Annotated in this window: 17 protein-coding genes and 2 pseudogenes; 12 read left to right on the top strand and 7 right to left on the bottom strand. The window is 40.1% G+C overall.

The window, feature by feature from the left end; genetic code table 11:
• Window positions 1–27: 27 nt before the first annotated feature.
• Window positions 28–576, top strand: a complete 549-nt coding sequence (locus AC4D4A_RS12645; protein WP_490996233.1) for a hypothetical protein — start codon at window positions 28–30, stop codon at window positions 574–576.
• Here AC4D4A_RS12645 and AC4D4A_RS12650 read toward each other — a convergent pair.
• The gene (locus tag AC4D4A_RS12650) at window positions 551–754 is read right to left on the bottom strand and encodes a helix-turn-helix transcriptional regulator (RefSeq protein ID WP_490996234.1); all 204 of its coding nucleotides are present in this window, start codon (window positions 752–754) and stop codon (window positions 551–553) included. The two genes, AC4D4A_RS12645 and AC4D4A_RS12650, sit on opposite strands and share 26 nt — an antisense overlap.
• Window positions 755–1,060, bottom strand: coding sequence for a hypothetical protein (locus AC4D4A_RS12655; RefSeq protein WP_490996235.1), 306 nt, complete (start codon window positions 1,058–1,060; stop codon window positions 755–757).
• 277 nt (window positions 1,061–1,337) lie between these two features.
• Between AC4D4A_RS12655 and AC4D4A_RS12660 the strand changes: the two genes are divergently transcribed.
• The 3 genes from AC4D4A_RS12660 to AC4D4A_RS12670 all read left to right on the top strand — a co-directional run bounded on the left by AC4D4A_RS12660 (window position 1,338) and on the right by AC4D4A_RS12670 (window position 2,834).
• Window positions 1,338–1,592 (top strand): hypothetical protein, encoded by a 255-nt coding sequence (locus AC4D4A_RS12660; RefSeq protein ID WP_490996236.1) that lies wholly within the window; start codon window positions 1,338–1,340, stop codon window positions 1,590–1,592.
• A 395-nt stretch (window positions 1,593–1,987) separates the two neighbouring features.
• On the top strand, window positions 1,988–2,203 hold the full coding sequence (locus AC4D4A_RS12665; RefSeq protein ID WP_490996237.1) for a hypothetical protein: 216 nt from the start codon (window positions 1,988–1,990) through the stop codon (window positions 2,201–2,203).
• A 94-nt stretch (window positions 2,204–2,297) separates the two neighbouring features.
• Window positions 2,298–2,834, top strand: coding sequence for an ATP-binding protein (locus AC4D4A_RS12670; protein WP_490996238.1), 537 nt, complete (start codon window positions 2,298–2,300; stop codon window positions 2,832–2,834).
• Between the two features lie 206 nt (window positions 2,835–3,040).
• Here the strand turns inward: AC4D4A_RS12670 and AC4D4A_RS12675 are convergent, their stop codons facing one another.
• The 5 genes from AC4D4A_RS12675 to allC all read right to left on the bottom strand — a co-directional run bounded on the left by AC4D4A_RS12675 (window position 3,041) and on the right by allC (window position 9,827).
• On the bottom strand, window positions 3,041–4,237 hold the full coding sequence (locus AC4D4A_RS12675) for an amidase (RefSeq protein ID WP_490996239.1): 1,197 nt from the start codon (window positions 4,235–4,237) through the stop codon (window positions 3,041–3,043).
• A gap of 35 nt (window positions 4,238–4,272) precedes the next feature.
• A complete protein-coding gene (gene ggt / locus AC4D4A_RS12680; RefSeq protein ID WP_490996240.1) occupies window positions 4,273–5,859 on the bottom strand; it encodes a gamma-glutamyltransferase in 1,587 nt (528 codons plus the stop codon).
• Window positions 5,860–5,896: 37 nt separating this feature from the next.
• Entirely contained in the window at window positions 5,897–7,279 is a 1,383-nt protein-coding gene (locus AC4D4A_RS12685; RefSeq protein WP_490996241.1) for an allantoinase, read from the bottom strand.
• Complete coding sequence (locus AC4D4A_RS12690; protein WP_490996329.1) at window positions 7,276–8,505, bottom strand: pyridoxal-phosphate-dependent aminotransferase family protein; 1,230 nt, start codon at window positions 8,503–8,505, stop codon at window positions 7,276–7,278. The genes AC4D4A_RS12685 and AC4D4A_RS12690 overlap by 4 nt, the downstream gene beginning before the upstream one ends.
• Window positions 8,506–8,591: 86 nt before the next feature.
• Entirely contained in the window at window positions 8,592–9,827 is a 1,236-nt protein-coding gene (allC, locus tag AC4D4A_RS12695) for an allantoate deiminase (protein WP_490996242.1), read from the bottom strand.
• A gap of 192 nt (window positions 9,828–10,019) precedes the next feature.
• Between allC and AC4D4A_RS12700 the strand changes: the two genes are divergently transcribed.
• The 8 genes and pseudogenes from AC4D4A_RS12700 to AC4D4A_RS12735 all read left to right on the top strand — a co-directional run.
• Complete coding sequence (locus tag AC4D4A_RS12700) at window positions 10,020–11,633, top strand: PucR family transcriptional regulator (protein ID WP_490996243.1); 1,614 nt, start codon at window positions 10,020–10,022, stop codon at window positions 11,631–11,633.
• Between the two features lie 145 nt (window positions 11,634–11,778).
• Window positions 11,779–13,275: pseudogene (gene pucL, locus AC4D4A_RS12705) on the top strand (factor-independent urate hydroxylase).
• Window positions 13,276–13,291: 16 nt separating this feature from the next.
• Window positions 13,292–13,648: a hydroxyisourate hydrolase gene (gene uraH / locus AC4D4A_RS12710; RefSeq protein ID WP_490996244.1), complete on the top strand. Its 357-nt coding sequence runs from the start codon at window positions 13,292–13,294 to the stop codon at window positions 13,646–13,648.
• Between the two features lie 132 nt (window positions 13,649–13,780).
• A complete protein-coding gene (gene chrB / locus AC4D4A_RS12715; RefSeq protein WP_490996245.1) occupies window positions 13,781–14,386 on the top strand; it encodes a chromate efflux transporter ChrB in 606 nt (201 codons plus the stop codon).
• Window positions 14,383–14,925, top strand: a complete 543-nt coding sequence (chrA, locus tag AC4D4A_RS12720; RefSeq protein WP_490996246.1) for a chromate efflux transporter ChrA — start codon at window positions 14,383–14,385, stop codon at window positions 14,923–14,925. The genes chrB and chrA overlap by 4 nt, the downstream gene beginning before the upstream one ends.
• A gap of 131 nt (window positions 14,926–15,056) precedes the next feature.
• Window positions 15,057–15,419, top strand: a complete 363-nt coding sequence (locus AC4D4A_RS12725) for a YciI family protein (RefSeq protein WP_490996247.1) — start codon at window positions 15,057–15,059, stop codon at window positions 15,417–15,419.
• A gap of 421 nt (window positions 15,420–15,840) precedes the next feature.
• Window positions 15,841–16,554 (top strand): MBL fold metallo-hydrolase, encoded by a 714-nt coding sequence (locus AC4D4A_RS12730; protein ID WP_490996248.1) that lies wholly within the window; start codon window positions 15,841–15,843, stop codon window positions 16,552–16,554.
• Between the two features lie 344 nt (window positions 16,555–16,898).
• A pseudogene (locus AC4D4A_RS12735) lies at window positions 16,899–17,708 on the top strand (ComEC/Rec2 family competence protein); the annotation flags it as partial.
• Between the last annotated feature and the right edge of the window lie 463 nt (window positions 17,709–18,171).

Raw genomic sequence — 18,171 nt, forward strand, 5'->3', positions numbered from 1 at the left:
GTTTATAAAGAATTGGAGGAGTTTAGTTTGAAGGAGAATCAAGCAGAATTATCTAAAGTTTCACCTGAGGATTTCGGAGAATCTTTTCTGAAAGGAATGTATTCAACCTTATATCACCAAACAACAATTGATTTTAAAAACATTGTACCTTTACAACAATTCATTGAATATGGAATAGATTTTAATGCTGGAGTCGAAACGTATACATTAGAAATGGTTACTAATTTAATAGAAGGTATTAAACAGTATATTTGGTTAGATAATGCCAGAGAAAAAGTTATAAGTGTATCCTTCGGAGAAAATAATACAATTTACAGTATGTCTCTTGCTCCTTTTATCACTCATCCTGAAACTGATCAGAAATATACAAGGAATAAATATATTATGCCGATAAAAGGTGATTGGTATGTGTTCTGGGGAGGAACTAATCAGTTTATCAATTATCACTATGTATATGAGGATCAGCACTTTTTTGTTGTGAAGCTAAAGGGACAATTTAGCTCAATAAGAATTGTGCATAATAAAAGACCTCGATACAAGGTCTTTATAATCACTTTCTATCTTTATCATTTATGAAAAGCTCGTCTACTGTGGTATTCAGTACGGAGGCTATGTTAAAAGCTAATTGTAAAGTAGGGTCATATTTATCGTTTTCAATCGCGTTTATGGTTTGTCTTGTTACATTACAAAGTTTAGCCAGTTCTTCCTGAGATAGCTTTACTGATTTTCTTAATTCTCTAATACGATTTTTCATTTAACCACCATATTTCTTCTTAGAGAATAGTAATGAGATTAAATATATAACCGAAATCGTAACAAGAAAACTTACCGGGCTTATACCTTCGTAAGAGCTGTCTGTCCAAGTTGTTATATAAATTGATTCAACAATCTCTAACAATACTATACCGATTACAACTGTAAACGTGTATGATTGTGCTTTCATTTTAATGTAAATTGTCCTTTCATCACCTAATTTAGGCAATGACACAAGAGTCGTCACAATCAGTATGATACATATAGCAAAAAACATTAAAAACAAAACAAGGCTCCAATCCATCATTCAGTTCCCTCCTTGCAAAATGTAAAAACTATTTTACATTTAATATTGTATTCATTATCCTGTTAAATGTCAAAACATTTTTACATTTTGATTTATTTCTTAATGTTAAATAGTCTTTCATAGGGTTTTTGTTAGTAAATACACTTAAACAAACAGGGGTGTTGATCAAGGAGGATTTATGCTCTTTTTGTTGAATTTTTTATTATAGAAACCGGGTGTGCTAGCCGAATGTAGAAATGGATACGTATATTGATCTGTTAATGGAGGTGGTACGGTTATGGAGATGCGAAATTTAATATTACAGGGGCATAATATACTGTCAATTGAAGTGAAGATAGATGAAAAGGAATATATATTTGGGGTTCAATGGAAAGCACCAAAAAAGTCTTATGATGATACTTGGGTATTAAAATCATATGCCAATAAATTAAACGGAGCAAAAGATTTATCAGAGGAAAGAATTCAAGAATTTTTGGATACCATAAATGCAAAATGGAATTGGAATGTAGATGATTTTAAGAATGGATATTAGATGACGGAGGTAGTATTTCAAGAAGGATACCTACCTTTTTGGCTGGTGAATTTCTTATGGATGTAAAGGGGGAAGGTTATCGAACACTATTTCTCTCAATAAACTACAAATAACTGACAAGCAATCAATGCACACAAAATAAGAACTTTGAAAATCCACGAAGCTCTTTTTTTCGTTACTTATTATTATGACTAAAACTCTTTATTCCATTCATCATCTAAATTCACACCATTATTATCAATATAATCCATACTCACCGATCCACTTTGCAATTTAACTTTGCTTTGTAGGAAGGCTATGAATTCATTAACGATTTGATTTTAGATTTAAACTGATGAAATACTTAGGGATGAAGAATAATCATAGAATTTCTAATTAGTATGAGGTGAATAACTTTGAAAGGTGAAAAACCATTAAAATCAGAAAAATGGCGAGCAAAATATGGAGCATTCATTATTGCTCTAAGTTGCTTAGGTAGTGTAATTATTAGTTGGGGAAACAATTGGATTCTCACAAGCATATTAGGGTTTGGCGTATTAGTATGTGGAATTATAGGAATTCTTGAAATAAGGCGCGACATTCGTTTAAAGAAATGCAAACAATCAAGTTAAATCTTTATCATAACAAATTATGTGATCACCTCTATTTGCTATGCCACTAAAGGGGCAGAAGAGTTGAAGAAGCCTATGATTAAGGATGGGGAAAATGAAAGAAAAAATACACATATTGGGAGCTTCTGGTTCTGGTACCTCAACGCTCGGTTCTTCATTATCAAAGGTCTTACCTCATACACATCTTGATACCGATGACTACTTTTGGACAACTAAATTTACTAAACAAAGAGAAGTACCTAAAAGAAGAGAAATACTTGAAAAAGATTTATTACTTAATGAAAACTGGATTCTTTCTGGTGCAGTGTGTGGTTGGGGTGATAACTTTAAAAGTTATTTTGACCTTGTTATATTCTTATGGGTTCCGCAAGATATAAGACTTGAAAGGTTAAAGAAGAGGGAATATGAGCGTTATGGAAGTCAAATATTAATTGGCGGAAGCAAATATGAACAATCGAAAACTTTTTTAGAGTGGGCTTCTCTTTATGATAGTGCGGGAATGGAAGTTAGAAGTAAAAAATTGCACGAGCATTGGATGGCAGACTTATCTTGTCCAGTATTAAAAATTGAAGGGGATTATTCAGTCAATGAAAGAGTTGATATTGTATTAGATTATCTAAATACTAATTGAACTATCGGGGGCTTTAGTCCAATAAGAATTACCTGGCTTTAATCTCCTTGTCACTTCAATTTTAAATAACTTTTAAGAGGCTCATTACGAATCAAATGTAATAAGCCTCTTGTTTAGTAGAGCTAAAAATAAATGGTTTAACATAACTCTACAATAGTTATTTTTAAGCTAATGAGAGAATAGTAAATGATTAGAATGGGTCTTTTCTATAAGTATCCGTAGCCTGTTACCGTCGATTTCACGAAGGAAGAGGCCCATTTTAACAATGGTATATCCTGTCCGTGATTGGCAATAAGTGATAGACCAATCGGCTTGTTATCAAGCGATACAAGTGGCAGGGTGATTTGCGGCAATCCCGCAAGTCCTGCGATGCACGTGAGCTGCATGTTTCTCACTCTGATACGCTGCATCGTTTTATCATTGGTGTTCAATAAGGGTGCTGCATCAGTAGCGGTAGGAAGGACAATCAAACCATCCTGGTCCAAAAGCTTCGATAAGAAAGAACGAATCTTTCTTTGTGTTTCAAGGCATTGTATGGCATCGCTTTTTTTCAATGTACTGGCCATTTCGAAGCGTTCTGCTATTCCTGGTCCAAAAGCAGGCTTTTCTTGTTGAATCCATTCACCGTGTTCCTCCCATATTTCGATTCCTTGAATAATGCGGAATGTTTCTGCCCATTCCTCCAAGCCATGAACGGAAATCGCCAGCCATTCTGCACGGTCAACTTTCTCGTCCAAGGATGATAAAACAGGGCTAAAGGCTGTGCGTATATGCTCTTCCAGCAGACTCCAGGCTTCTATTGGATAGTACAGTTTACTGAAGCTGATATCTTCTGCTTTCTCATCGGTAAGTAATACTTCACCGATTCTTTGTAGTGTTTCGGCGTCATTTGCCATCCAACCGACCGTATCAAAGTTTTTGGCAAACGGAATGCATCCTTTCATAGAAACAGCACCATGAGTTGGGCGAAATCCAAAAATCCCACAATAGGAGGAAGGAATGCGAATAGATCCGCCAGTGTCTGTTCCGATGGCAAAATCGACTGATCGAGAAGCAACGGCAACGGCAGAACCGCTTGAGGAACCTCCAGGTATCCGCTCCGGAGATTTCGGATTTACCGGTGTGCCATAATGGGCATTTTCTCCGTTCAGACTGTACATCAGCTCATCAGTTTGAGTAGTTCCGTGCAGTGAGGCACCATTGAATCGCAACTGTTCTATGACCGATGCATTCTGTGCAGCCGGCTGGTGCGTACGCAACCAATCAGGATTTCCGGCACTACTGCTATAATCTTTAATCGCAAATACATCTTTAATGGCAAACGTATGAAAATCTAAAGGACCGGACTGTAATGGGGGCAGGGTGATATTCTTATTGATAAAAGCATTCCATTGATCCTCCATTGGTGACCTCCTTTTAGTAATTATGTACCTTTAAATCAGCGTCCGACTGCGGCTCCGTCACTTCTTGGATCGGTTCCACCGTGCAAAAACCCCTGTTCATCAACTATGATGGCATTGGCATGTCCCATTGCCTGGTGAAAATCATCTACTACATTAACGATATGACCGGCAGCTTTTAAGCGGTCTGTTACATCTTTGCTGACACGTCCTTCGATTTTTAATTCCCGTGTAGGATCGCCCCAAGTTCTTCCCCAAACGAATCTCGGTGCGGTAATGGCTTGCTGCGGATTCATACCATAATCAATCATTCTAGTAGCAATAAGTGTTTGGGTTTGCGGTTGGCCTTCTCCACCTTGTGTTCCATATACAATGGCTGGTTTTCCATCCTTACATGCCATGGCTGGCATTAATGTATGGAATGTTCTCTTCCTTGGCTCCAGGCAGTTTACTTCAGATGAGTCCAATGAAAAGAACGAGCCTCGGTTTTGCATTAAAATGCCGGTATCTCCTGCTACAACGGCTGAACCAAATTCAAAATATAGGCTTTGGATAAAGGAGACTGCATTCCCGTCCTTGTCAACGACGGCTGCGTGTGCCGTATCCCGGCCTACCGGTCTTGTATCAATATCGCATGTATCCTCCAAATCTAGTTCCTCGGCGATTCGTTTGGCATATTGCTTCGAAAGCAAACGCTCAAGCGGGATTGTATGGCAGTCAGGATCAGTCAGTTCTTTATTGCGGTCTCTGAAACAAAGCTTTAAGGCTTCGACGAGAATGTGATAATACTCATAGGAATCGTGCTCAATATGTCCAAAATCAAAATCCTCCAATAGATTTAAGGCCATTAATCCGACAAATCCCTGTGAATTAGGAGGGACCTGGTACATGGTATAGCCACGGTAAGTCGTATGGATCGGCTCCGTCCAATCTCCCTGATGAGAGGAAAAGTCCTCTAATGTTAATAAACTACCTTTTTCCTGAAGGCTTGCAATGATATGCTCGGCAAGTTCGCCCTTATAAAATTCATCCCGACCTTTTTCTGCAATTAATTTCAACGTACGGGCGAGCTCTTTTTGTACAAATTTTTCATTGATAGCAGGGACTGTATGATTCGGTACGAAAATTTTCGCTGTATCTGATAGGCTCGTTAACAGGTCGAAATGTGTGACTGTGTTCTCGTATTGACTTTTTGAAAAAGGAAAGCCGTTTTCGGCGTATTCAATCGCAGGCTGAAGGACATCCGCTAAGGTGAGATTCCCGTACTTTCCAAGGATTTGATCCCAGCTGTCAATCATGCCCGGTACTGTAATGGCACTTTCGATGCCCCGTATCGGTATGGCATCCTGCCCTTTGTATCTTTCTCTTGTCACCTGTGAGCCGGAACGCCCGCTGCCATTAAAGGACACCATTTTTTCTTCCTTGGCATCATAAAGCAGCCAAAAAGAATCACCGCCCATCCCGGTCATATGGGGATAAACAACAGCTAAGCAGGCACTGACTGCCACAGCTGCATCAAAGGCATTGCCTCCTTTTTGCAGGATTTCATCCCCGACCATCGAGGCCAAATAATGGGGACTGACAACCATTGACTTTGTCCCGACAACTGCATCATCATTCATCATCGTTTCGTTCCTCCCGGCATGTATTTCATTACATATTCTACAAACAAGGTATGTTGTCCTCTAAGCCCTTGTGGAATGTAACCTTATGGGGCTTCACTTTTGAAAAGCTACTCTTATCAAAAAGTACATTTCCTTTCTGGATGGTCGTCATTACACTGCATGGAAAGGTATGGTTCATATATAAGCTCTGTTTGTGCTTGGCGAAAAAATTAGTTTCATCGACTGTGTGAGTTTTAGTCGTGGAAATAATCGCAAAATCAGCATCCATTCCTTCCTTGATTTCTCCTTTTGTTTCGGATAGACCGAATCGTGCAGCAGGGGCTTTGGCGGTTAATTGTGCAGCCTGAGGGAAGGGGAGTTTATATTTTAAAGCGAGCTCAATTACGGCCAATAATGAAAATTGTCCGCCGCTGATTCCTCCCCATGCTTGAAAAAGAGTGTGAGTGGATGGGTCCTTCAGTTCAAAGGGGCAAGGGGAATGATCGGAGGATACCATATCAAATTTTCCCTCAATCAGTAATGAAATCAGTTTTTTCTGCTCATCCGGCTCTCTCAGAGGGGGGGCGCATTTAGCGATTGCTCCTTTTTCGATTAAATCGTAATGATTAAATAGAATATAATGGGGGCAAGTCTCAACCGTGACATTCAATCCGCGTTTCTTTGCAGCTTCGATTTTTTCAACTGCCCTTGCACTGGTTATATGGACGAAATGGAGGGGGCAGCCGGTTAATTCAGCATAGGTGATGGCCCGTTCAACTGCTTCAGCTTCAGCTAATATCGGTCGAGTTTTCAAGTAATCATTTGCGGTGATTTGACCACTTTGTAATTTTTCCGCTGTTAATGTATCGGTAATCGGTGCGCTTTCAGCATGCAGTGCCAATACTTTTCCGGTAGTAGCGATTGTTTTCATACCTTGAAGAAGCGTGATATCATCTGCTCGTTCGAATTCATCATTGCCGGTTGCGGACATGAAGGCTTTGAAGCCAATTGCCCCATTATTGGCTAAATCCTCTAAGTCTCCAAGATTACTAGGAACCAAACCACCCCATAAAGCGAAATCGGTGATGGATTTTTCAAGACCAATCGTGATTTTATCTAACAGGGCTTCTTTCGTTACAGTAGAAGGAATTCCATTCAAAGGCATATCAAAATATGTGGTGCATCCGCCTGCAGCCATCATTTGCGATCCAGTCTCAAAGCCTTCCCAATGTGCACGCCCGGGCTCGCTGAAATGAACATGTACATCAATCATGCCAGGGAAGATATAATGCCCGGTTTCATCACGCTCCTCCAATCCGATTTCTTTAATTTGAGGAGCTATCCTATCAATTTTTCCGTTCTTGATGCCAATATCCAATTTTCGTACTCCATCAACCAACACAACCAAACCATTGCGAATAATCAAATCAAATGAACTCATTGGATTCCCGCCTTTGCAATGGACTCAGGGGTAGATTTCAGCGCACCGTAGACTTCTAAAGCCGCCTGTACAGCCTCACCCCGGTTAACTTTACAATTATGGGAAATAAGGACGGCCTCCAGGGCAGCAAGTACAATTAAAATATTTTCTTTGCGACAAGAATAGCCCATTGTTCCAATGCGCCAAATTTTCCCGTGAAGGGGGCCAAAGGAGGAGGCTATTTCAATCCCGAATTCGTTCAGAAGCATAGAGCGAACTGATTCGCCATCTATACCAGCTGGGATTTCAATGCACGTAACAGTCTTTAATTTATTTTCTTTATTCCCGAACAGCTTTAAGCCCATCGCCTCAATGCCGGATACCAATGCCTTTTCATGGAATGCATGGCGGCTGAAGCGCTCTTCAAGGCCTTCTTCCAGAACGAGTCGCAAGCCTTCGCGAAGGGCATAAAGCATGGAGGTTGCTTCGGTATGATGATTTAGGCGTCTGGGACCCCAATAATCCTGGAGCATGCTTAAATCAAAATAATTACTGGCAATAATCAAGCCGGACCGTGTCATTTTTCGATCCTCCGCCGTCTCTAGCCCCTGCTCGACCTTTTTGCGACGAAGAAGTACCTGTTCGATTCGGCTGTTATAGGTGATTGGAGCACTGCCGGAAGGTACGGACAAGCACTTTTGTGTGCCGCCGATCAAGCCATCTATGCACCATTCATCCGCTTTTACATCAACGCCGCCAATGGTAGCAACGGCATCGACTACGAAGAGAATATCCAGTTCACGGCAGATAAGCCCGATTTCTTTTAAAGGCTGCAGGCACCCTGTTGAGGTTTCCCCATGCACCATAGCCACGATTTTTGGCTGGATTTTTTTAATTTCTGCGATGATGGCTTCAGGATCAAATATTTCACCCCAAGGACAGTCCATTGTATATACATCAGCTCCGTACCGTTTGCAGATTTCAACGAGCAGGTGACCGAATCTCCCGTAAATAGGGACGAGTACCTTGTCGCCGGGCTCGATAATGCTGCATAAAATGGCTTCAATTCCTGAGCGGGAGGTACCGTCAATCGGAAAAGCCCATTGATTTTTTGTTTGAAAAACATGACGGAGCATATCCATTACTTCATTCATGATGTTTGTAAAGGAAGGGTCGAACTGGCCTACAATCGGTGTCGTCATGGCCCGTAAGACACGGGGGTCGACCTCGACAGGACCTGGTGTCATGATCGTTCGAAGTGGTGTGTTTAAGTCAGAATAACGCAATACTTTCACTCCTTCTTAAAGTCTAGTTAAAAATGAGGGAGAGCGGTTTAATAAGCCAATTTATAAAGTAGCTCTGTCAAAACCTCAATCCCTTTTTCTAAGTCCTCTGTTTTTGTATATTCCTTTGGCGAATGGCTTATTCCGCCAGCGCTTGGAACGAATAGAAGGGCGGTCGGACATATAGAGCCGAATACCTGTGAATCATGTCCTGCTCCGCTTACGATGTATTGATAGGGGATATGTTGAGAGACCGTAATTTCTTCAATGCTTTTGTTGAGGTCCGGACTCATGGAAATTGGCTTTACATCCATCCATTGAAGAAGCGTCAATTTGAAGTCGGAATTAGCAGCTTTCTCCCTTAAATAGGTGAAGATTCGTTCGCAGAACTGGTCGAGAGCGTCCTCTTCGTAATGGCGAATGTCCAGGCTAAGTTGAACTTCTTTTGCAATGACATTCGGAACATTCGGCTTTGCGAGCAGCCTGCCAAAGGTTGCGACTAAATCGGAATAGTCAACGCTCGCTAAATTAGTAGTGAAATGGATGAAATCTGCTGCCAATGCGATGGCATCCTTCCGATAGTTCATAGGCGTTGTACCAGCATGATTGCTGGCTCCATGAATCGTAATCGTAAAACGGCGCTGGCCGACGATATGGCTGACAATCCCTATATGATTTTTGTTTTTTTCAAGAACGATTCCTTGTTCGATATGTATTTCAATGAATGCTTCAATATCAGTACGAGCGGGGGAAGAGTACTGTTCACTGCTAAACCCGGCAGCATCCATAGCTTCGATTAAAGAGGTGCCCTCTGAATCTTTTAAGTTGACTGCATCTTCCATGCTATATAGACCACTGATACTGCGCGATCCCCAAAAGGTAATCGGAAAGCGACTGCCCTCCTCCTCACAAAATGAGACAACCTCGATTGTTTTCTTAGGTCTCCCATATTTGTTTTGTAAATACTCCACTGCAAGAAGACTTGCGATAATTCCATAGGCGCCATCGTATTTCCCTCCATCAATGACTGTATCGATATGCGAACCGGTTAAAATAGTTTTGCCATCACTGGCAGTTCCTGGTAAACAGCCGAACAGATTGCCGACACTATCAAAATAGGAGTTCAGTCCAATATTATTCATCTTCACTTTCAGGGCATGCTGTGCTTCTGCCCAGGCTGTTGAATAGAGCAGTCTTGTTACTCCATTCGATTCAGTCTTACCAAAATGAGCGAGCCACTCAATCCATGCGACTACACGATCTTTATTCATTTGCATAGCCATCATCTAACGTCCCTTCTTTATATCATGTGATAAATCCTTACATGATTACTGTACTATCATGGTACTGAATATTCAGATAAACTTCATTGGCATTAGTGTGCAACTTTCAAATTGTTTTCGTGCACTTTAACTAATTTTGTAAACACATGCTATAATAAATGAATATTCAGAAAACTTTAACGAGGTGATCCAGTTGTGAAGGTGGGCGATGTAACCAAGATTCCTGCACTCAAGGATATGAAAATATTAGCCGGAGAAAAAGGTTCCTACAGGGAAGTTGAAACCGTCAATATGATGGATGCCCCTGATATCATCTCGTATTTAAGACCGAATGAATTCCTGATTACTACCGGCTATCACTTTAAGGATCAGCCCTTATTGCTAGGGAAACTTGTAGAAGCGATGGCGGAGAAAAATTGTGCAGCTCTGGGGGTAAAGACAAAACGATATCTAGAGGAAATTCCGGATGAGGTCTTTGCAAGGGCGAATGCACTGGAAATTCCAATTATAGAAATACCGGCTTCAATCACACTGGGTGAAATCGTTTATCAAGCATTTTGTGTCATATTGGACCAGCGAACGGACGAATTGACCTATGCCATGGAGATACATAAGCAATTCACTCAATTGATCATGCGAGGAAAAGGTGTAAATCAATTGCTTTCGAGCTTATCGGATTTGATTGGTTTCCCTATCATGCTGATCAATCAACATCTGAAGCCGTTATCTTATTCTGCTCCCCAAACAAATGTATTTGCGTTTTTAAGCTCCATGCAAAAAAAGGGCTATATCTTTCCGATTAATCAGCAAACAAAATTTTCGTTTACGATGTTAACGACAAGACAGACGTTTTCGGCGTTCCCGGTTTATATGGGAGAAGGGCGGGGAGGGTACCTGCTTGTGTCGGATGAGCTAAAGGGAGATGACCGTTTAAATTCACTGATTATTGAACAGGCAGTGAATGTTTTATCCTTTGCTTTGATGAAGGAAACCGCATTGAATCAATTTAATAGAAGTATTCGTAATGATTTCTTCTATCATTTTTTGGAAGGGACTTTTTCTTCTGAAACGGAAGTGATCAATCGTGCAAAGGAATTTACGCTTCATCAAAATGATCGATATATTTGTGTGGTCGGTAAGCTGGATCAGGTGAATGCCCAGATTGGATTTAAGAAGCACCAGCAAAAAATTGAACTTATTTTTGAATTCGTGGAAGAGGAATTAATTGATTCGCGTACACCGATTCATTTTTTCACAAAGGGTGAGCAGTGCATCCTTTTATATGCGGCCAATCAATTTTACGATGAAGTAAACAGTCTGCTCGAGCTCGTTTTGGGTGAGATACAACAAAATATTTCTACCTATTATAATGAGACGATTTCATTCGGCGTGAGCAGCTTATGTCAAAATTTATTGTATGTCCCGAATGCATATAAGGAAGCTGAGGCAGCCTTAAAGGATGGGATATTTTCAAAGAAAAAGGAATTTATCCAATCCTATCGGATGAAGGATATCCTTGAGCTCTTGAGGGCTGTACCTCAAGAGGATTTGAACAGCTTTTACAACTATACATTACGTGGCTTTGAATCAGTCAGTAAAGAAGAAGAGCAGACCTTATTGCAAACATTATCTGTTTATATGGATACACAGTGCCAAATCTCTGAAACTGCCAAACGTTTATATGTGCATCGGAATACAGTTGTTTATCGGCTGGAAAAATGCGCTGATCTCATCGGTGGTGACATAAAGGATAGCGATATGGCCCTTCGAATACGGTTAGCCTTAAAAATAAAATCACTCTTAGATTAGGTATAGTAACTAGTATTCTTCATAAAAATTGTCTACATTGGCCAATGACACAACAAATTATTCTGATTATTATGTAAATATATATTACATCAAATGTTAACTTTTCTAAGATTTGAAAAAGGTGATTTAAAAAGAGGTGTGTTGGATGTGGACAATAGAGCAGCTCAATAATAGCCATGTAGATCAGTTTACCTCCATATTAGGGGATGTTTTTGAACATTCAGCATGGATTGCCAGGAAGGCAGCTGATGCCAAGCCGTTTTCATCTAAAAAAGATCTGCATAATCACATGATTGCAATTGTTCAGCAGGCTTCAGTTGAGCAACAGCTGCAGCTGATTAAAAGCCATCCAAATTTGGGGAATCGGGTTAAAATGAGTGCGGCTTCAACAGAAGAACAGGAGCAGGCTGGATTACAGCATTTGAATGAAGAAGAATATGGGCAATTCATGGAGACGAACGAAGTCTATATGAAGAAATTTGGCTTTCCTTTCATCATAGCGGTACGCGGTAGGGGTAAGGAAGATATTTACCGGGCAATGAAGGAAAGAGTGAATCATGATCGAGAAGAGGAGTTTCAAGCCGCACTCCATGAAATATATAAAATCGCTCAATTTAGATTAGACGAAATCATTCAGTGAAGGAGGAAAATGAGGATGAAAAACGAATTAAGAGAAAAAACGTTAAGCTATGGCAAAGGGGATGTATTCGCTTATCGAACATATGCCACTCCCTTAACAGGCATTAAAAAAATACCAGAATCAGAGTTTAGCGGACGAGATAATATTATTTTTGGAACAAAGGTGAAGGTGGCAATTGGCGGAAAAGCGTTTATTCCTTCATTTGTAGATGGGGATAATTCACTTGTAGTCGCTACAGATTCAATGAAAAACTTCATTCAAAGACATCTTGGTACATATACTGGTTCTACATTAGAAGGATTTGCTGCCTATGTATCAGAAGCTTTTTTGAATCAGTATTCACATATTGACCATGTATCTATTTTGGCAGAGGATATTCCTTTTGAAACAGTATCCGAATCCACGAAAGATGGGATTCGAGCAAGTAATGTGGTTTTTAAACAATCACGGAATGAACGCTCACGTGCTTCTGTGGAAGTGGTCCGGACAGAGTCTGGAATGGAGATTCATGAACAAAGCAGTTCCATTTTAGATTTGCAGTTAATTAAAGTGAAGGGGAATTCCTTTGTAGGTTTTGTGCGTGATGAATATACGACTCTTCCTGAGGATAGTAACAGACCTCTATTTATCTATTTAAATTTACATTGGGTATACAAAGAACAAGAAGATGCTTTCGGAACAATTCCGGAAAAATATGTAGCTCCAGAGCAAATCATTGATATCTCTACCTCCGTTTTCCACAGCATGGAGACTCCATCCATTCAAAATTTAATCTATGAAATTGGCAGCACAATCCTGAAACGTTTCCCGCAATTGCTACAAGTAACCTTTGAATCTCAAAATCATACATGGGATCCAGTTGTCGAATCCATTCCAGGCTCCGAAGGGAAGGTTTACACAGAGCCAAGGCCTCCATTTGGATTCCAGGTGTTCACCGTCACGCATGAGCATCTAAAGGATTCATCGGTAACCTATGAACAAACATCAGCCCAAAACGGATAGGAAAAGGAGATCAGGAATGAGTGGGTTAAGTACACATATTTTGGATTTAATGCACGGGAAACCAGCAGAACATACAAAAATTGAATTATTTTATTACGAAGCACAAAATGGACGTAGATTACTAGACACCTTTTATACAAATAAGGATGGGCGCTTGGACCAGCCCTATCAACAGGAAAATGGGTTACAGGTCGGTACCTATGAATATGTTTTTTACATAGGGGATTATTTTCGTGAGAAGGGGGTGGAGTTGCCGGAACCAGCCTTTTTGAACGAGGTGGCCGTACGTTTTGGTGTGGCGGACGGCTCTTCCCATTATCATGTCCCGTTGCTTGTTTCGCCTTTTGGATATCAAGTGTATCGAGGCAGTTAAAGTACCACGGGTTTCTCAAGTTATTTGGGAAACCCATTTTACCGTTACGTAAACAGTACATAGCGATACACAGATAAGCAGTTTGGTTCGTTTAGAGGAATGTGTAATTTGGAAGTGGAAAGGGATGTGCTCATGAGAAATGCATACAAGGAATTGATAATCGGGATGATGAGGACGGGCATATTGGGCTTTGGCGGGGGACCTTCCGTTATTCCGTTAATCAGGTACGAAGCGGTTACGCGGTATCATTGGCTGGACGATGAAGAGTTCGGTGATACGCTGGCCATTGCCAATACGCTTCCCGGTCCGATTGCCACGAAGATGGCCGCTTATTTAGGCTATCAGGTCAAGGGCTGGATGGGGGCTTTCATCAGTGTAATGGCGCATGTTCTGCCGACCTGCTTGGCGATGGTCTTTTTGGTTGCTTTTATCAATCAGCTGAGTGATTCTGTGATTTTACAGAAAATGATTGGTGCTGTTATGCCTGTCGTGGCTGTGATGCTTGGACAAATGGCTTATGAATTTGGTGAAAAAGCGGTTAAGGGACTCGGCTGGCTGCTCGGGATTCTATTTTTTATTTTATCATTTGTTCTCTTGCAAACTATTTCAATCCATCCGGGGATCGTCATTGCTATTTTCCTCTTTTACGGAGCGTTTCATTTTAAAGTGAAGGGACGGTTAACGAGGAATGGAAAAGAAGAACCGAATGAATCGAAAAGAGAGGGGTCTGGCTCATGATCTTATCCATTTATTATGTATTCTTGGCCTTTTTAATCGCTAACCTTCTTGGGTATGGAGGGGGTCCGGCTTCGATTCCGCTTATGTATGATCAAATAGTAACCCGAAATGAATGGATGACAAATGAGGAGTTTTCAAGCATGCTCGCACTCGGTAATTCGTTGCCAGGGCCCATCGCCACAAAGATTGCCGCCTTCGTCGGCTTTGAGGTGGTTGGCTGGCCAGGCTTTATAGCGGCCCTCCTTGCCACGATCGTTCCATCCGCCATTGCCTTGATTTTATTATTAAAGTTGCTAAAACGATATAAACAATCACCTGTCGTGAAGGGGATGTCATTGCTTGTTCAGCCGGTCATCGCCATCATGATGCTGCTCCTAACCTACAGCCTGGCGGTGGATTCCTTACAGGCAATCGGCTGGGTTCATTCCATCCTTATTGCCACACTGGCCTTTTTCGCTTTAGGCAAATTTAAAATCCACCCCGCCTTTGTGATTGTGTGTGCTTTCCTTTATGGAGGGGTGATTATTCCGCTGGTATAAACAAGCGTGTTCGAAGGGATATCCTTTGACTTTATTGAATATTAATAGTAATTGATTTCGAAGAGCAGATTCATTGTATGAACAATGACAATCAGGGGATTTTCCCTTAATAAATGAAGGAGGGCTATTTCATGCTGTTTATGATTATTGTTAAAGCTTCAAAGAATTCAGAAGCTGGCAATCTTCCAAGCCAAGAACTCAGGGAAGCCATGTCAACCTACAATGAGGAATTAGTAAAGGCTGGCGTGCGGGTTATGGCGAAGGGACTTCATCCAAGTTCAAATGGGATTCGCCTTTCATATCCTAAGCCGGGAGAAAAGCCAGTGGTCGCCGATGGGCCATTTTCGGAAACGAATGAATTGATTGCGGGATTTATACTCATTGATGTGGAGTCTAGGGAAGAAGCCATCGAATGGGCCAAGCGAATGCCTGATCCACAAGGATTTGGTGAAGGTCAAATTGAGTTGCGACAGGTCATTGAGTTTTCTGAGTAAAATTAATCAATCTAGCGAGTAAATCTATACAAATGTTCTCGACAAATACGTATGTCCTGTTATTCAACGATTGGGCGTTAATAGACTAGATAGAATAAAAGAGACAATCACAAACTGTCTCCTGAAAAGATGTGAGCCATCCTATTACCGTCTGATTACCTCTTTCATTGGGATTAAGTTGGTCTCCAGACTTTTACGGCCCTTGTTGCCGCGATTCCCTCAGTCGTAGCGCTGATATGGAGCAAATCTTTCGTCCAAGACTCTCCTTATCCCAGCAAATCACGATGTACTGCTCACATTTTGTTCTAATCGCCGGAATTATATTTTACCTCCCAAAAAGTTTCTTTCCTAATTCTTATGACCCACCTTGTTTCTCCTTAGATTCATTACATATGCCAAAATATTAGTCGGAGGAGATTTGATGAGACTAACAAAGATAAATAATCTTTACCAGCTTTCCTTTATGCCAAATCTTTTTCCAGTTAATTGTTATCTTATCGAAGAAGAGGAGTATTTGATAGTAATCGATGCAGGACTTCCCTTTTGTAAAAAAGCAATTATAAAGACAGCAAAGGTGATAGGAAAGCCGATTAAGAAAATAGTGTTAACACATGCACACTCTGATCATGTAGGAGCTCTTGATGGACTTACTCAGCAGCTTCAAGACGTTGAAGTATTAATTCCTAGACGAGAGTTGAAAATTCTCAAAGGAGATGTATCGCTAGAGGAAGGTGAAGGGAATATGCCTATAAAAGGCGGTATTCCCAAAAATATAAAGACAAATCCGGATACTCTATTAAAGGATGGTGATCGGATTGGATCGTTAGTTGCCATTCATACCCCGGGTCACACCCCAGGAATGATGTCGTATTTAGATGTTAGGGATCATAGTTTAATAGTTGGAGATGCCCTTCAAACAAAAGGCGGAATAGCTGTAGCTGGTGATATACGCTGGAGTTTTCCTTTCCCGGCAATGGCAACCTGGAATAAAGAAAAAGCAATCGAGTCCGTTGAAAATTTGTTGGATTATAATCCTTCTTTACTGGCAGTCGGGCATGGAAATTTAATGAAGAATCCAGTAAAAGACATGAAACAGGCAATTGAAAGGGCAAAAAAGTTATTAAAGAGGGTCTAGATGATGTCAGTAAAGATTAAGTTTACAACCCTATTTCTATGGACTTCTAATTTCATTCAGGACCTGTTTAAACGTTAGGGAATTATCTTTGATATTAAAAGGTTAACTATTAAAGATGGAGCCTGATGTTCAAAACACTTGGTCTACAAATACATGTATTTTGTAAATGTAAAAATTAAATAATACGTATAAATAGCATCTGTTTTCAGGTGCTATTTTATTTATTCCCTCTCCCTAATAAAAATCATCTAGTAATTTATCCTTTATAATAGTAATATATTATTTCAAAATAATATATTAAGGAGGGAACGTTCTAAATGAACAAAAAGCTTGTTGCTTGGCTGATGTCCATATCTCTTGCTTTATCAACCTTGCTCATCACTCAACCAGTAGATGCAGCAACCAAGCAGATGAAAGTCCATTTTATCGATGTCGGTCAAGGAGATTCTATTTATATTAAGACTGCCAATGGTGATGATATCGTTATTGATGCTGGCAATGGTAATGGGAAGAAGACGATTGATTATTTGAAGAAACAGAAGGTTAAGGATATTGAAGTATTAATCTCTACTCACCCTGACGCTGATCATATGGGCGGCATGAATGATGTCTTAAACGCTTATAAAGTTAAATCTGTATATGCTCCGAAAGTGGCTCATACAACAAAGGTATATGAGGATTTCCTGAAAGCAGTTAAAAAAGAAGGCTTAAAGATCAAGCAAGTCAAAAAAGGATTAACTGTACCGCTAAAAGGTGTAAAAGCTACATTCCTTGCTCCTGTTAAAACCTATGGAAAATCTGACTTGAATAACTGGAGTGCAGTCTTAAAACTCACATACGGTAAAAAATCATTCTTATTTACTGGTGATGCTGAAACAAAGTCAGAAACAGATATGATTAACTCTAAGCAAAACTTACAAGCAGATGTTTTAAAAGTTGGCCATCACGGTGCTAAAACATCTACAAGTGAGAATTTCTTAAAAAAAGTTAAGCCAAAATATGCGGTGATTAGTGTTGGGAAGAGTAATAATTATGGTCATCCTACGAAAACAATTTTGGATAGACTGAAGAAAAATAAAGTAGATGTATATCGTACTGATAAGCAAGGATCTATTGTTGCAACCACAGATGGAAGTAAACTCACATTTAATACAAAACCTTCTGCTAGTGGTGGCACAACAACATCTACAACTTATAAAATGAAAGCTTCAGTTGACAACGCTAAACCTAAACAGTACGGTACGGTAAAGTTGAACACTTCAGGCTTACCAAAAGGTACTAAATATAAAGCCGTATTCCATTATAAGAGCACTAAAACTACTTATGATGGTAAAGTAGGTACTCCTCTTTCCGTAAAAATAGGAAAAGCTGCAGTTGGATATAAAGTTAAAGTTGATGTAACTTCAACCTATAATAAGAAAACGTATAAGGCTAGTACATCATTTACACCAATGAAAAAATAATAGTTTGTATGAGGCGATTACTTCGGTAGTCGTCTCTTTTGTTTTTACTGAAAGGATTTGATTTGCATGCTATACGCAACCACTGCTATTTTGCTTATAATAGCTTGTTAGATTTATATTTTTTTAGTCTCTCTCGATTTAAAATGGATGTTAC

This window comes from Pradoshia sp. Z5_111 (genome assembly GCF_058267535.1).